Annotated in this window: 14 protein-coding genes, 2 tRNA genes and 1 pseudogene; 8 read left to right on the forward strand and 9 right to left on the reverse strand. The window is 68.9% G+C overall.

Annotated elements, in window-relative coordinates:
• Positions 1-73: 73 nt before the first annotated feature.
• Positions 74-1,096: a S1C family serine protease gene (locus ACZ63E_RS36685; protein ID WP_465340860.1), complete on the forward strand. Its 1,023-nt coding sequence runs from the start codon at positions 74-76 to the stop codon at positions 1,094-1,096.
• A 114-nt stretch (positions 1,097-1,210) separates the two neighbouring features.
• Here ACZ63E_RS36685 and ACZ63E_RS36690 read toward each other — a convergent pair whose 3' ends face one another.
• Positions 1,211-1,588 carry a DUF3224 domain-containing protein gene (locus ACZ63E_RS36690; RefSeq protein ID WP_465303820.1) on the reverse strand — a complete coding sequence of 126 codons (378 nt, stop codon included), beginning with the start codon at positions 1,586-1,588 and terminating at the stop codon, positions 1,211-1,213.
• A gap of 67 nt (positions 1,589-1,655) precedes the next feature.
• The gene (locus ACZ63E_RS36695; RefSeq protein WP_465340861.1) at positions 1,656-3,194 is read right to left on the reverse strand and encodes a helicase HerA-like domain-containing protein; all 1,539 of its coding nucleotides are present in this window, start codon (positions 3,192-3,194) and stop codon (positions 1,656-1,658) included.
• 103 nt (positions 3,195-3,297) lie between these two features.
• Between ACZ63E_RS36695 and orn the strand changes: the two genes are divergently transcribed.
• From orn to proP, 3 genes are all read left to right on the forward strand, one after another.
• Positions 3,298-3,906, forward strand: a complete 609-nt coding sequence (gene orn / locus ACZ63E_RS36700) for an oligoribonuclease (RefSeq protein WP_465340862.1) — start codon at positions 3,298-3,300, stop codon at positions 3,904-3,906.
• A 77-nt stretch (positions 3,907-3,983) separates the two neighbouring features.
• Positions 3,984-4,059, forward strand: a tRNA-His gene (locus tag ACZ63E_RS36705).
• Between the two features lie 167 nt (positions 4,060-4,226).
• Complete coding sequence (gene proP, locus ACZ63E_RS36710) at positions 4,227-5,678, forward strand: glycine betaine/L-proline transporter ProP (protein WP_465340863.1); 1,452 nt, start codon at positions 4,227-4,229, stop codon at positions 5,676-5,678.
• Here the strand turns inward: proP and ACZ63E_RS36715 are convergent.
• Positions 5,675-6,349: an alpha/beta fold hydrolase gene (locus ACZ63E_RS36715; protein ID WP_465340864.1), complete on the reverse strand. Its 675-nt coding sequence runs from the start codon at positions 6,347-6,349 to the stop codon at positions 5,675-5,677. The two genes, proP and ACZ63E_RS36715, sit on opposite strands and share 4 nt — an antisense overlap.
• Before the next feature lie 75 nt (positions 6,350-6,424).
• Between ACZ63E_RS36715 and ACZ63E_RS36720 the strand changes: the two genes are divergently transcribed.
• Positions 6,425-6,763 carry a winged helix-turn-helix transcriptional regulator gene (locus tag ACZ63E_RS36720; protein ID WP_465303810.1) on the forward strand — a complete coding sequence of 113 codons (339 nt, stop codon included), beginning with the start codon at positions 6,425-6,427 and terminating at the stop codon, positions 6,761-6,763.
• On the opposite strand, the gene ACZ63E_RS36725 is transcribed toward ACZ63E_RS36720, so the two are convergent.
• A complete protein-coding gene (locus tag ACZ63E_RS36725) occupies positions 6,760-7,944 on the reverse strand; it encodes a L,D-transpeptidase (RefSeq protein ID WP_465340865.1) in 1,185 nt (394 codons plus the stop codon). The two genes, ACZ63E_RS36720 and ACZ63E_RS36725, sit on opposite strands and share 4 nt — an antisense overlap.
• Before the next feature lie 166 nt (positions 7,945-8,110).
• On the opposite strand from ACZ63E_RS36725, the gene ACZ63E_RS36730 reads away from it, so the two are divergent.
• Together ACZ63E_RS36730 and ACZ63E_RS36735 are read left to right on the forward strand one after the other, a co-directional pair.
• Positions 8,111-8,183 (forward strand) — tRNA-Lys (locus ACZ63E_RS36730).
• 431 nt (positions 8,184-8,614) lie between these two features.
• Positions 8,615-9,169 (forward strand): annotated as a pseudogene (locus ACZ63E_RS36735) (tyrosine-protein phosphatase); the annotation flags it as partial.
• A 222-nt stretch (positions 9,170-9,391) separates the two neighbouring features.
• Here the strand turns inward: ACZ63E_RS36735 and ACZ63E_RS36740 are convergent.
• Genes ACZ63E_RS36740 through ACZ63E_RS36755 form a run of 4 tightly spaced genes read right to left on the reverse strand, consistent with a single transcriptional unit; the run spans position 9,392 to position 13,020 of the window.
• Positions 9,392-10,546 carry a MalY/PatB family protein gene (locus ACZ63E_RS36740; RefSeq protein WP_465340866.1) on the reverse strand — a complete coding sequence of 385 codons (1,155 nt, stop codon included), beginning with the start codon at positions 10,544-10,546 and terminating at the stop codon, positions 9,392-9,394.
• Positions 10,543-11,454: a dihydrodipicolinate synthase family protein gene (locus ACZ63E_RS36745; protein WP_465340867.1), complete on the reverse strand. Its 912-nt coding sequence runs from the start codon at positions 11,452-11,454 to the stop codon at positions 10,543-10,545. The genes ACZ63E_RS36740 and ACZ63E_RS36745 overlap by 4 nt, the downstream gene beginning before the upstream one ends.
• A gap of 18 nt (positions 11,455-11,472) precedes the next feature.
• Positions 11,473-12,423: a MerR family transcriptional regulator gene (locus tag ACZ63E_RS36750; protein WP_465340868.1), complete on the reverse strand. Its 951-nt coding sequence runs from the start codon at positions 12,421-12,423 to the stop codon at positions 11,473-11,475.
• Between the two features lie 45 nt (positions 12,424-12,468).
• Entirely contained in the window at positions 12,469-13,020 is a 552-nt protein-coding gene (locus ACZ63E_RS36755; RefSeq protein WP_465340869.1) for a hypothetical protein, read from the reverse strand.
• On the opposite strand from ACZ63E_RS36755, the gene ACZ63E_RS36760 reads away from it, so the two are divergent.
• Positions 13,013-13,375: a fructosamine kinase family protein gene (locus ACZ63E_RS36760; protein ID WP_465340943.1), complete on the forward strand. Its 363-nt coding sequence runs from the start codon at positions 13,013-13,015 to the stop codon at positions 13,373-13,375. The genes ACZ63E_RS36755 and ACZ63E_RS36760 overlap by 8 nt on opposite strands.
• A gap of 90 nt (positions 13,376-13,465) precedes the next feature.
• Here the strand turns inward: ACZ63E_RS36760 and ACZ63E_RS36765 are convergent, their stop codons facing one another.
• Positions 13,466-13,726: a hypothetical protein gene (locus tag ACZ63E_RS36765; protein WP_465340870.1), complete on the reverse strand. Its 261-nt coding sequence runs from the start codon at positions 13,724-13,726 to the stop codon at positions 13,466-13,468.
• Positions 13,727-14,018: the final 292 nt, after the last annotated feature.

Consider the following 14,018-nt stretch of genomic DNA (forward strand, 5'->3'; position numbering starts at 1 on the left):
CAGCTGATTCTTCTCAGCAAAGCCTGAGGTGTTTCCACAGGTTGCTCACAAGCGCGGGCGCGAACCTGGTGACATGACCGAGAACGAGAGTCGGCCCGGCCCCGCCTCACCCGGTGGGCACCAGCCGCACCAGAGCACTCCGCAGTACGGGCCGTACGCTCAGCAGTACGGCTACCCGCAGCAGCAGGCCGCGCCGAATCCGCTCTTCACGCCGCAGCCGCCGCAGGCCCCGGCCGCGCTGAAGACCAAGCCGCGCAAGGGAAGTCGCGTCGCGCTGATCGTCAGCGCGACCGCGCTCGGCGCCGCGCTGGTCGGCGGGGTCGGCGGCGCCGCGATCGTCGGGCTCACGACGTCCTCGGCGGACGGCACGACGACGTCGGTGAGCACGCCGGCGGCCAACGGCCAGACGGTCTCGAACTCCACGTCCGGCGATGTCAGCGCCGTCGCGGCGAAGGTGACGCCGAGCGTCGTCCAGATCAACGTGACGACCGACCAGGGCGAGGCCATCGGCTCCGGGGTCATCCTCACCTCGGACGGCCGGATCCTGACCAACGCGCACGTCGTGGACGGCGCCCAGAACGTCGTCATCACGACGTCGGACGGCAAGAAGTACCAGGCCAGTGTGGTCGGCGCGGACACGAAGGCGGACATCGCGGTGGTCCAGGCCCAGGGCGCCAGCGGCTTGACCGCCGCCTCCCTCGGCGACTCGAGCAAGCTCGCCGTCGGCCAGGAAGTGGTCGCGATCGGCTCGCCGGGCGGGCTGCAGAACACCGTCACCACCGGCATCGTCAGCGCGCTGAACCGCAACCTGTCGGACATCGGGCAGGGCCAGGAGCAGCAGCAGTCGCCGTTCAACCGGACGTCGAACCAGACCGCGGACTCGCCCAGCTACACCGCGATCCAGACGGACGCCTCGATCAACCAGGGCAACTCCGGCGGCGCGCTGGTCGACGCGAACGGCAACGTGATCGGCATCAACTCGGCGCTCTACAGCCCGACGGCCTCGGCCAACGGCTCGGCGGGCAGCGTCGGGATCGGCTTCGCCATCCCGATCAACGACGCCAAGAAGATCGTCGACCAGATCGTGAACAACTAGGACGCGGACGGGTCGTGGTCGGGGCGGCCCGTCCCACCCGCTTCGGGGAGCGGGGAACCGGCGAAGGCCGTTTCGAGAGTCAATCGGGGGCTCTCGAAACGGCCTTCGCGCCGTCTACAGCTCGTAGGTGAGCGTGAAGGTGTGGTTCTGCTCCGCGTCCATCTCGATGCTCGCGGAGCCGGAGATCCCGGTCAGCTCACCCGAGCCCGAGCCGGTGAGGATCTTCAGCGTCAGCCCGGTGTCGTCGGCCGAGTGGTGCAGAACGAACGCGCCCTTGCGGCCGTCGACCGAGACGGCGAGACGCTCGAAGCCGACGTACGCGCGCGAAGTCGCGTTGGACGCCGTCAGCATCTCGACGGTGCTGGTCCCCTCGACCGCCCCGGTGAACGTCTTGGCGATGGACACCCGGGCGAACTCGGTGCCGGCGGCCTCGTCGGTCGCCTGCGGCTCCCACTGGTCGAGGACGAACGACGCGGTCGCGGTGCTGGTCATGGCGGTCCCTCTCTTCGCTGTGGACACCAGCTTCGCAGCGATACCTGACAGGATGCGTCAGGTTTCCTCAGCGCTTCCGGTTGCCGAAGAGCCCGCGCGTGATCTCCCGGCCCAGCGCGCTCGCCGCGGACCGCATGAACGACTTCACGGCGGGGTTCTTCATCGCCGACTCGATGAACCCCGGGTCGTCCTTCTGAGCCGGAGCCGGCGCAGGAGCCTCAGCGGGCGGCGCCTCGGGAGCCGCTTCGGGAGCGGGGGCCACCTTCGCGGCGAGCTTCTCGTAAGCCGACTCCCGGTCGATCGTCTCGGCGTACTTCGCGTGCAGGTCCGACGAAGCAACCGAAGCGGCGACAGCCTCCGCGCCGATCGAGCCCATCTTCGACCGCGGCGCCCGCAGCCGCGTCCACGCGACCGGCGTCGGCGCACCGCGTTCCGACAGCACCGTGACGATCGCCTCGCCGATGCCCAGCGACGTCAACGCCGTGTCGAGCTCGTAGAACTTCGTCTTCGGGTAGACCTTCACCGTCTTGGCCAGCGCCGCCTGGTCGTCCGGCGTGAACGCCCGCAGCGCGTGCTGGATCCGCGCGCCGAGCTGCGAAAGCACGTTGTTCGGGATGTCCGTGGGCAGCTGCGTGCAGAAGAACACGCCGACGCCCTTCGACCGGATCAGCTTCACGGTCTGCTCGATGCGCTCCAGGAACGCCTTCGACGCGTCGTTGAAGAGCAGGTGCGCCTCGTCGAAGAAGAAGACGAGCTTCGGCTGGTCGAGGTCGCCCTCCTCGGGCAGCTCCTCGAACAGCTCGGCCAGCAGCCACATCAGGAACGTCGAGAACAGCGCCGGCTTCGACTGGAGGTTGTCCAGCTCGAGCAGCGTGACGACGCCCTTGCCGTCGGCCTGCCGCATCAGGTCGTGGACGTCCAGCTCCGGCTCGCCGAAGAAGTCTTCGCCGCCCTGGGCCTCAAGGTTGGACAGCGCGCGCAGGATCACCCCGGCCGTCGCCGCCGACACCCCGCCGATGCCCTTGAGGTCCGCTTTGCCCTCGTCGCTGGTCAGGTGCGTGATGACCGACCGGAGGTCCTTCGTGTCCAGCAGCGCCAGGCCACGCTGGTCGGCCCAGTGGAAGATCAGCCCGAGCGTCGACTCCTGCGTCTCGTTCAGGCCCAGCACCTTCGACAGCAGCACCGGCCCGAAGCTCGTGATCGTCGCGCGGATCGGCGAGCCCTTCCCGCCGGTCCCCAGTGACAGGAACTGCACCGGGAACGCCGTGCCCGCCCAGTCGTCACCCAGCTCCTGCGAGCGCTTCGACACCTTGTCGTTCGCCTCGCCGGCCGCCGCGAGCCCGGACAGGTCACCCTTGACGTCCGCGAGCACCACCGGCACCCCGGCGGCCGACAGCTGCTCCGCGACCAGCTGCAACGTCTTCGTCTTGCCCGTGCCGGTCGCCCCCGCGACGAGCCCGTGCCGGTTCAGCGTCGCCAACGGCAGCCGCACCGCGGCGGCGGCGTCGGCCTGGCCGTCGATCACCACCGCGCCCAGCTCCAGCGCGGCACCTTCACTCGCATAACCGGCGGCGATCTCGCTCGCCGGCGACCCCTGCTCGGTCACTCTCAGCTCCCCGATCTTGTGTCCCGGACCACAGCGGCGAGCGTAACGCGCCGTACGCGCAGGTAACGCCCCTCTTGTCCCCGTGTCGGGTTAGGGTCACCAGGTGACCGACCGCCTAGTCTGGATCGACTGCGAAATGACGGGGCTCGACCTCGGCAAGGAAGCGTTGATCGAAATCGCCGCCCTCGTCACCGACGCGGAGCTGAACGTGCTCGGCGACGGAGTCGACATCGTCATCCACGCCGACGAGGACAAACTCGCCGGGATGCCGGACGTCGTCCGCGAGATGCACGCCCACTCCGGCCTCACCGAAGAGGTCCGGCGCTCCACCGTGAGCCTCGAAGAAGCCGAACGCCGCGTGCTCGAGTACATCCGCGAGCACGTCCCGGAATCCGGCACCGCGCCGCTCGCCGGCAACTCCATCGCCACCGACCGCGGTTTCATCGCCCGCGACATGCCGGCCCTCGACGCCCACCTGCACTACCGCATGGTCGACGTCTCGTCGGTCAAGGAGCTCGTGCGCCGCTGGTACCCGCGGATCTACTACGCCAAGCCGGAAAAGGGCCTCGCCCACCGCGCGCTCGCGGACATCAAGGAATCCATCGGCGAGCTGGACTACTACCGGCGGGTCGCGTTCGTCCCACAGCCCGGGCCGAGCAGTGACGAAGCCAAGGCCGTCGCCGCTGAAGTGCAGGAACAGCACCAGGGGTAGCCCCTTGAAAACCGTGGGAGGGCACCCGCTACGATTACTTCCAGCGAGGTGATCGCAAGCGGATCCCCTCGGCGATGGTGGGCGTAGCTCAGCTGGTAGAGCACCTGGTTGTGGTCCAGGAGGTCGCGGGTTCGAAACCCGTCGCTCACCCCAATTGCCCCAGGCTGGTCGGTTGCTTCGCAACCTTCCCTTCGCCTGGGGTTTCGCCTTTTTGTGGGGGTCGAACCCCCACACCCCCGCCGGGGGTGAACCCCCGGACCCCCATCCCGTGTGGGCGCGTTGCGTGGTCATGAGCCGGTGGTGGTAACCCTCACGACCGGATGGCTCAGCGTGCGAACGTCCGATCGCCGGTGCACGGTGGTCAGGTGGCACGTTCAGCACCGAAGATCAGGCGGAAGAAGAAACTGCGGTACGAGGACATCACCGTCGTCGACCAATCGCTGCTCAAGCGCGCGGTCGGGGCCGCGGCCCTCGGCAACGCCATGGAGTGGTTCGACTTCGGCGTTTACGCCTACATCGCCGACACCATCGCCGAGGTGTTCTTCCCGCCCACCGTGTCGCCCGGCGTGCGGCTGATCGGGACCTTCGGCGCCTTCACCGCCGCCTTTCTGATGCGGCCGCTCGGCGGGCTCGTCTTCGGGCCGCTCGGCGACCGGATCGGGCGGCAGAAGGTCCTCGCCGTCACCATGATCATGATGGCCATCGGCACCCTGTGCATCGGGCTGATCCCGTCGTACAGCTCCATCGGCGTCTGGTCGCCGATCCTGCTCGTGCTCGCGCGGATGGTGCAGGGCTTCTCCACCGGCGGCGAGTACGGCGGCGCGACCACGTTCATCGCCGAGTACTCCCCCGACAAACGCCGTGGCTTCATGGGCTCCTGGCTCGAGTTCGGGACGCTCTCGGGGTACGTGCTCGGCGCGTCCGTCGTCACCGGCATGAAGGCCTGGGTCCCGCACGAGACGCTGCTCGACTGGGGCTGGCGCGTGCCGTTCCTGGTCGCCGGCCCGCTCGGGATCATCGGCCTCTACATGCGGCTCAAGCTCGAAGAGACCCCGGCGTTCCAGAAGCACGCCGAAGAGGCCGAGAAGCGCGGCCGCTCCGGCGAGCCGTTCTGGAAGATGTTCACCGAGTACTGGCCCGCGCTGCTGATCTGCGTCGGCCTGGTGCTCGTGTTCAACGTCACCGACTACATGCTGCTGTCGTACATGCCGACGTACCTGTCGGAGCAGCTGCACCTCGACGCCACGCACGGGCTGCTGCTGATCATCGTCGTCATGGTCGTGATGATGCTGATCATCCTGGTCGGCGGGCGGATCACCGACAAGGTCGGGCGCAAGCCGGTCATGATGGCCGGCTGCATCGGGTACCTCGTGCTGTCGTGGCCGCTGATGCTGCTGGTGCACGACGGCGGCCTCGTCCTCACCTTCCTCGGGTTGATGGGCCTGGGCCTGCTGCTGCTCTGCTTCGAGGTGTCGATGCCCGCGGCGCTGCCCGCGTTGTTCCCGACCGCGATCCGCTACGGCGCGCTGTCGATCGCGTTCAACATCTCGGTGTCGCTCTTCGGCGGCACGACCCCGCTGGTCATGCAGGCGTTGATCTCGTCGACCGGCCACGACTACTGGCCCGCCTGGTACATGATGGCGGCCGCCGCGATCGGCGCCGTCGCGGTCTTCTTCAGCCGCGAAACGGCGAACAAGCCGCTCTGGGGCTCGGGGCCGGCGGTGTCGACCGAAGAGGAGGCCCGGGAGCTCGTGCGCGAGTCGAAGTCCTAAGCCGCCGCGAGCAGGAGCCCGGCCAGCTCGGCGGGCATGGTGATCATGCAGTCGTGGCCGGTCGGCAGCTCGTGCACCGGCTCGCCCGGCGGAACGGGACGCCGGGTGATGCCGTCCGGCCGGCCGACGACGCAGTGGATGTGCGTGCGCGGGATCGCCTTCGCCGCCGGGTTGACCAGCCGGACCGGCTCGGTGAGGCACCGGACCGGCTGGTCGGACAGCATCGTGCGCAGCCACGCGACGTCGTCGGGATCGGTGACGCCGAAGTAGCCGGCCAACGGCGGCACCCGCCAGCCGTCGACGGCGTTGTCGACCAGCTGTTTCGTGACGGGGATGACGTCGGCCGCGGTCTCGCCGTCTTCGGGGACCATGGCGTCGAGGAACACCAGGCGCGCGATCCGCTCCGGGAGCCGGTCGGCGACGCCGGAGATGACCATCCCGGCGTAGCTGTGCCCGACGAGGACGACGTCGTGCTCGGCTTCGAGCAGGGCGGCGACGTCGTCGAGGTGGGTGCCGAGCCCGACTTCGGGGCTCAGCAGGTGGGCCTTGTCGCCGTAGCCGGTCAGGGACGGCGCGAGCACCCGGTGGCCGGCGGACTCGAGCAGCGGGACCACGCGGTCCCAGCAGCGTCCGCTGTGCCAAGCGCCGTGTACCAGCAGGAAAGTGGACATGACAGCATCGTGATCGACCCGGCGCGCCCCCGGCAATACGGCACTTTCCGGTGCCCCGGTTCTCAGGAGGTAACCATGGAGGACCCGTGCAAGGCCCGTGAGGTCCTCGGGATCGTCGGGGACAAGTGGGCGCTGCTGGTCGTGCGCATGCTCAAGGACGGGCCGCGGCGCTTCACCGAGCTCAAGCGGTCCATCGACGGCATCAGCCAGCGCATGCTCACGGTGACCCTGCGCGACCTCGAGCGCGACGGGATCCTGACGCGCACGGTCTTCGCCGTCATGCCGCCGCACGTCAGCTACGAGCTGACGCCGATGGGCCGGACCCTGCGCGAGGCCACGGCGCCGCTGCTGGCGTGGAGCATCGAGCACCTGCCGCACATCGACGCCGCGCGCACGGCGTACGACAACCGCTAGTTCGCGGCGGTCCGCCACTCGTCCCAGGACAGCTGCCAGACGCTCCAGCCGTCGGTCGGCTCGAGCTTCGGGCCGCCGCTGTTCTGGACCGTGACGACGTCACCCTTCTTGGACGTGTCCATCAGCCACTTCGTGTTGTCGGTGGAGAGGTTGAGGCAGCCGTGGCTGACGTTGCTGTGGCCCTGCTGCCGCACCGACCAGGGCGCGGAGTGGTAGAAGATGCCGCTGTAGGACAGGCGCACGGCGTACTGGACGAAGGTGCTGTACCCGCCGGGCGAGTCTTCGGGGACGCCGTAGGTGGCGGAGTTCATCGTGTAGCCGTTGTGCTCGCTCATCACGGTGTAGGTGCCGGCGGGCGTGTTGTGGCCGGGCTTGCCCATGGACGTCGGCATGGTCTTGACGACCTGGTCGTTGACCGAGACGGTCATCTGGTGGGTGCCGCCGTCGGCGACCGCGACGAGCTTGTCGCCGACGGCCGCGGTGAACGTCTTGTCTTCGCGGCCGTAGCTGCCGTTGCCGAGCGGCTTGCCGTAGACGGCGGCCTCGACCTTGATCTTGGTGCCGCTCTTCCAGTAGTCCTTCGGCCGCCAGGTGACCTGCTTGTCGCCGGACCAGCGGAAAGCGCCCTCGGTGGCCGGCTCCGCGGTGATCTTCAGCGCCTTCTCGGCGGCGGCCTTGTCGGCGACGTTGCCGGTGAAGGTGAAGATCAGCGGCAGCCCGACCCCGACGGTCTCCCCCTCGACGAGGTTCACCGAGACCCCGAGCTGCCGGGCGGGTTTGGCGGTGCTGAAGGCCGACTCGGCGGTGACGGGCTTGCCGTCGGCGCCGGTCGCGGTGGCCGTCAGCGTGTAGGACTTGTTGTAGCCGAGCGGCTCGGCGGAGTCCCACCCGGAGCCGTCGGCCCGCGCCTTCCCGGCGACGACCTTCCCGTCGGTCCCGGTCAGCTTCACCTCACCGACCTTCCCGTCGGCCACGGAGACGGTGACCGGCTCCCCGGGGGCGACGTCCTTGGCATCCTTCGCGGGACTCACGGTGACCACAGCGGGCTTCAGCACCGGCTTGGCAGCGCTCGAGGAGGCCGGTTCCTTCGGCGGTTCACTCGAAGGACTACTGCTGCACCCGGCCACCGTGAGGCCGATCACCCCCGCGACCACCAGCAGCCGCGCCTTCGTACCCCGCATGCTCACCCGCCTGTTTCGCCGTCGATGTCCGACTACAGTGTGCCCGACCAGCCGGGACGCCGGGGCGGGAACGTCCCAACCCGGACAAGGGGACCCCCCTGAAACGGGCTCTGAACGGGGTGCTAATCTTTTCCACGTCGCCGAGGGAAACCTCTGGCAGACACCGGCGCCATTAGCTCAATTGGCAGAGCAGCTGGCTCTTAACCAGCGGGTTCGGGGTTCGAGTCCCTGATGGCGCACCTCCACTCCCCAGGTTGAAGATCTCTTCAACCTGGGGATTTGTGGTTTCCGGACACTGATCGTCCGCTTGCGCACCGTCCACTGTGGTCGCCTGGCTGGGTCGCCGTGGCCGGGAAGTCTCGGCCGGTCCGGATCGGGCTCGCGACGATGATCAACGTCGCTGCGACGAGTACGCCCATGAGCAACCACACAGCTCCGCGTGGTCCGGCCAGCGAGCGATCCCGCCGAGGGCAGGCATGACCAAGACCGGGCCGGCGGTGGCAAGAGGGATGAGCAAGCCGAGTCGCGACAGCCGCACCGAACACCCCTCCGACCCCGGCGCCGCCACGGTCTGGATGGCTTGATAGCCCATCAATGCAATATTGGCGACAGCGCCGAACAAGGCCCACGGTCGCAGATATCGGTCCGGCGAGACGACTCGGGGACAACGATGAACACAAGCAGAGCAGTGACCTGGGAAGGCTTCTTCAACACCAGGGACCTCGGCGGGCTGCCCACCAAGTCCGGCGGCACGACCAGCCACGGAGCCTTCTTCAGGGCAGCGGACCTTCGTTTTGTCACCGAGACAGGCTGGGCTCAAGCGCGCAAGTCCGGCGTCCGAACTGTCATCGACCTCCGCAATGCGGACGAGATCCGGCCTGCGGAAACTCCGTCGACGGCGCAGGCAGGTTCAGCGCAGTTCGCTGCCTCTCCGGATGGTCCCACCACACCGGCTTCCTTCGACCGGCTCGAAGTCCCGCTCGACGACATCGATGAAATCGAGTTCTGGCAACACGTCAACCGTCAGCTGCTCAACGGCACCCCGCTCTACTACCCCCTCTTCCTCCGGCGGAAGGCCGAACGGTGCGCCGCCGTCGTCAAGGCGATGGCCCGCAGCGATCCCGGCGGTGTCCTCTTCCACTGCGGGGGCGGGCGAGACCGAACCGGGCTGGTCGCGCTTCTGTTGCTCGCACTGGCCGACGTCGAACCCCGGGCGATCGCCGCGGACTACGCCCTGTCCGCCGAAGCCCTCAAGGCTCTGTACGCCGCGATGGAACCGCCGACCAGCAACCGTTCATCGAGCGTGTCCTCGCGGACCGGGCACCACCACCGAGGAGGCCGTCATCAAAACCCTCAACGGCTTCGATGTCGAGCCGTACTTACTCGACGCCGGCGTGACCAGCAGCGAGCTCCGCAGCGTTCGCAGCCGGGTCTTGGGTCTCGACCTTCACTGAGGTTCGCGGACTTCGTGAACCGAGAAGGCGTTCGCCATCCTGTCCACCGCCAGCTCCAGCACCTCGACGCTGGTGCCGAAGTTCAACCGCACGTAGCCACGAGACTCACCGAAGCGCACTCCGTCCTCCAATGCCACTCCGGCGGCCAGGAACCGGTCGTTCGGCTCGGTTCCCGTGCCCAGGTCGTGGCAGTCGAGCCAGGCGAGATACGTCGCCTCCGGTGGTCGCCAGCGCACCGCGGGCAGCCGGTCGCGGATCAGCTTGGCCAGCAGCGTGCGGCGGTCGTCGAGGGTGGCGAGCAGCCGGTCCAGCCACTCGTCGCCCTCGTTGTAGGCCGCGATCGACGCGAGGACGCCGAAGTGCCCGCTGCGCCAGCGGAGGTCGCGCGGCAGCGTCGCCACCACGTCCCGCATCCGCGACGACGCCGTGACGACCGTGGCGCATTTGAGACCGGCAAGGTTGAAGGCCTTGCTGGGGGAAACCACCGAGACGCCGACCTCGCCGGCGCCGGGCACCGTCAGGAATGGCGTGTAGCTCGCGCCGGGCAGCGTCAGCGGCGCGTGGATCTCGTCGCTGATCACCGTCACTTCATGCCTGGTGGCCAGTTCGACGACGGCGGAAAGCTCCTCGAGCGTGTGCACCCGGCCGACCGGGTTGTGCGGGTTGCACAACACGTAGGCGGCCGGCCTGGTTGCGAAAGCTCGCTCCAGGGCCGGCAGGTCGAGCCGCCCGTCACGCAGTGGCGCCGCCTGCAGCTCGGTGCGAGCCTCCGCCAGCCAGTCGAAGAAGGGTGAGTACACCGGCGGATTGATGACGACTCGGTCGCCGATGTTCGTGAACAGCCGCACCATCTCGACAACACCGGCGCTGACGTCGGTGACCGCGGTGACCGCGGCCGGGTCGATCCGCCAGCCCCAGCGACGCTCGGCGAAGCCGGCCAACGCCGTGCCGAGGCCGTCGGTGGGCATCGCGTAGCCGGTGTCGGAGCGCTCGACCGCGTCGGCCAGCGCTTCCCGCACGGTCTCGGGCAGGGCGAAGTCCATCTCGGCGATCGACAGGGGCAGCACGTCGGGGCCGTGGGCGCGCCACTTGGTGCTGCGGCGGGCCCTCAGACGACTCAGCGGCTGATCGGCCAGCAGGTCGGTCATGAGCAGTCCTCAATTCCGTGTGACAGCCGCAATTGTTCGAGCACGTCGATGACCCTGGCTCGATCGTCCGCTCCGAGGCCGCATAGCGGTCGCGGGAGGCTGTCGGACGGAGTGAGACCGAGGTGTGCGGCGGCCGCGGCGATCACGCGCAGGGACCCGTGCTGAGCGAAGAGATCCCACAGCGGCTGGAGCCGCTGCGACTCCTGCCGGGCCGGTTCGGTGTCGCCGGACTGCACGGCCCGTGTGATGGCCAAGGCCGGCTCGGGGAACGTGCCGCCGACCACCGAGTACCAGGCGTCACATCCGGCGGTCAGCCCGGTTCCCGCGACTGCGTCTCCGCTGACGCCCACTGTGACGGACGCGGGCAAGATCTGCCGCAACCGCTGGACCCGGGCGCGCGCGGCCGCAGGGTCCGTGGGGACGCCCGGGATCTTGACGGACGCGACGTGCGGCAGTTCGGCCACCCGCGCGTACAGCTCGTCGGTGAACGTGAAGTGAGTGGTGCCCGGGTTGTCGTAGATCACGAGCGGCACCGAGAGAACCGCGGTGACGTCCTCGAAGAGCCCGAACACCTCGTCGTCGGTCAGTCGCTGGTACGTCAGGGGCGCCAGCAGCACGCCGGAAGCCCCCGCGTTCTGGGCGTCTTCGGCCGCCTCCAGCACCTGCCTGGTGCTCAGCGCGCCGATGCCCACGATGACCGGGACCCGTTCGGCGTGTTCGACGGCGATGCGGGCGGCTCGGGCCCGTTCCTCACGGGTCAGGTAGGCGTACGACCCGGTGGAGCCCAGTGCCCCGATGGAGTCGACGCCGGCCGCGGCGAGCCGGCCGACCAGGGCGGCGAACGCCTTTTCGTCGACGCCGGACTCGGTGATCGGGGTGAGCGGAAAGGCGCTCAGACCGGTGAACATGGCAGCCTCTCGGACGGGTTAACGCGGGTTCGCGCGCAGCCAGGCCAGCACCTGGTGGGCGTGCTCGTTGGGCGGGAAGATCGGGTAGAAGACGTGCTCGACCACGCCGTCGCGGATGATCAGCGTCAGCCGTGCATAGAGCCTCAGCCCGTTCGCTTCGAACGTGGGCAGACCCAGTGCGTCGGCCAGGCTCCAGGTGGGGTCGGAGAGCATCTCGAACGGCAGGTTCAGCCGTTCGACGACTTCGCGCTGGTAGGCGGTCTCCTGGCTGGACAGGCCGAACACCCGGGCCGCGCCGGTGTCGAGCAGGTTCTGGTGGTGGTCGCGGAAGCCGCAGGCCTCGGGGGTGCAGCCGCGTGCCCCGGGGATCGAGTCCCAGCCTTCGGGCAGGTCGACGCCGGGGCGGCCGGTGAGGGGATAGATGTAGAGCACCGTCCGTCCCGGTCCGAACGCGTCGAGGCCGACCGTCGCATCACCGGTGCTGCGCAGTTCCAGCGGCGGCGTCGGCTTTCCGGGCAGGTGGTCGGCCGCGCCGTCGTCCTCGGGCACGGGAAGGCCGGGCGGCAGGGTCGCGTAGTCGGTCATCAGATCCGCTCCTTCGTGGATCGGCGAGACGTGGCGGTGAGCGGCTTGGTGCAGCAGCGCGGCCAGCGCCGTCCGGCGAGCGTCCAGCTTCTCGATGCGCTGGGAGAGGTCGTCGATCGCCTCCCGGTACTCGGCCAGCGAGGCCGGACAGTCGTCGGCGTGCTGATGGCCGACGGCGAGACAGTCCAGGAAGGGCCGGGTCCGCTCCACGGCAAGCCCGAGATCACTGAGGGCCCGGATCTCCCGGGCGATCCTCACGTCGTGCTCGCCGTAGTCCCGGTAGCCGTTGGACAGCCGTTCGGGCGTGAGCAGTCCCAGCGATTCGTAGTAGCGCACCGCTTTGGTCGTCACGCCCGCCTGCCGGGCCAGCTCACCGATCTGCATGTCTCTCACCTCGACGGACGTTAAACCTTGCCCCCGAGGGTAAGGTCAAATCGGGGAGAGCGGCCGCAGATCACCGGACCGATCGACAGCCGAGGTGCTCGGGAAACCATGGACTACCGGCCGATTGAGCGGAATGCGGGTGACTTCCAGCGACCAGTGAGCGCGGAGGAGGTCTGTGCCGTCAGCCGCGCTGCGTTCGGCAAAGGCACCGAGGTGGTGTAGGCGGTGGAACTCGGTGACGGCTTCTACAACAACACCTTCGAAGTCGACCTCGGACAAGACCGGCCGGTCATCCTGCGCATCGCTCCCGAACCCGGGCGGCAGGCCCGCGCGGATCCGGAACTCATGCGCAACGAATACGCCGCCGTGCCGTACCTGGCGCCGGTGGCCCATCTGCTGCCGCGCACCCTCGCCGCCGACTTCACGCACCAGGTGATCGGCCGGGACTACACGTCGTCGGCGTTGGACGCCTACCACCGCGACCTCGGTCGGGTCGCCGGTCCGGTGCAGCGACGCGCTGTTCGGCTGGTTCGACCGCGCCGCCGCCGACCTCACCGACAACGGGCTCGAGGCGACGGACATCACCGAACTGGTCAAGGTCGCCGACCGCAACCGCGCGGTGCTCGACGAAGTCTCGGAACCGAGGCTGTTGCTCGGCGACCTGTGGGTCGGCAACACGATGCTCGCCGAGGGGGCTCCGGAGCCGATCATCACGGGAGTGTTCGACTGCGACCGCACCTGGTGGGGAGATCCGGAAGCGGACTGGCCGATCTACCTGGCCCTGCGCAAGCCGGGCAGCGAGCGAGACGAGTTCTGGTCGAGCTACGGCCAGGTCCGGCAGACCGAGAACGCCCGTTGGCGCGCGCTGGTTTACGAGGCCAAGCACGCCACTGCCCTGCTGCTCGAATTCCACCGGTTCGGCTGGAACGAGGAACTCGCCAGCAGGCTATGACGACTGCACTGCTGTCGACGCTGTCGGGCAGCTCTGTCCCTGAGAATCGCAGAAGCCCGGTGGGGACGCGGAGAGATTTCAGCCGTGAGGTCAGAGGCCGAGCAAGCCGCCGTCCCAGTCACAGTCGTTGTCGTGCCAGTTGGAGCCGGTGATGTGCAGGCCGAGCACGATGCTGAGGTTCAGCCCCAGGCCGTGGTGATGGTGGTGGCCGGGATCGTGGCTGGTGGCCGACACGGTCACCGGCGTGGTCGCGGTGGAGGCGGAGGCCGCGCCGGGGGCGGCCAGCAGGAAGCCGAGTGCCGCGGCGGGCAGCGCGGCGGTGACCAGGACGCGACGGCGGAGTGTGCTCACGGTGGATCTCCTTCTCCTCGTACGGACAACGAACTCGATCACCGCCGGGCCGGATTGCCCGGCTGGATCACGGGTTGTTCGAGCCAGAACCCCAGGGAAGACAGGCGGTTCCGCGCGGATCACGCCTGTGGGTGACAGCCGGGCAACGCCGAGAGGTGGCACGATGAGAGTCCGGCCGGCACTGAGACGAGATATCGGCCTCGCGTCCTACTCCTACGACGCGTCCGGGAGGTCCGCCGCACCCGCTTCCGCGCCATCGTCGCCGACCGAGCTGGTCCACTTCGGACGGAAC

This window comes from Amycolatopsis sp. NPDC104819, assembly GCF_055583145.1.

Coding starts and splice junctions, on each gene's coding strand:
- ACZ63E_RS36745 (WP_465340867.1), bottom strand. CDS start 11,454: ATGTTCACCGGTCTGAGCGCCTTTCCGCTCACCCCGATCACCGAGTCC.
- ACZ63E_RS36690 (WP_465303820.1), bottom strand. CDS start 1,588: ATGACCAGCACCGCGACCGCGTCGTTCGTCCTCGACCAGTGGGAGCCG.
- ACZ63E_RS36725 (WP_465340865.1), bottom strand. CDS start 7,944: ATGCGGGGTACGAAGGCGCGGCTGCTGGTGGTCGCGGGGGTGATCGGC.
- ACZ63E_RS36720 (WP_465303810.1), top strand. CDS start 6,425: ATGGAGGACCCGTGCAAGGCCCGTGAGGTCCTCGGGATCGTCGGGGAC.
- proP (WP_465340863.1), top strand. CDS start 4,227: ATGGCTCAGCGTGCGAACGTCCGATCGCCGGTGCACGGTGGTCAGGTG.
- ACZ63E_RS36750 (WP_465340868.1), bottom strand. CDS start 12,423: ATGCAGATCGGTGAGCTGGCCCGGCAGGCGGGCGTGACGACCAAAGCG.
- ACZ63E_RS36740 (WP_465340866.1), bottom strand. CDS start 10,546: ATGACCGACCTGCTGGCCGATCAGCCGCTGAGTCGTCTGAGGGCCCGC.
- ACZ63E_RS36715 (WP_465340864.1), bottom strand. CDS start 6,349: ATGTCCACTTTCCTGCTGGTACACGGCGCTTGGCACAGCGGACGCTGC.
- ACZ63E_RS36685 (WP_465340860.1), top strand. CDS start 74: ATGACCGAGAACGAGAGTCGGCCCGGCCCCGCCTCACCCGGTGGGCAC.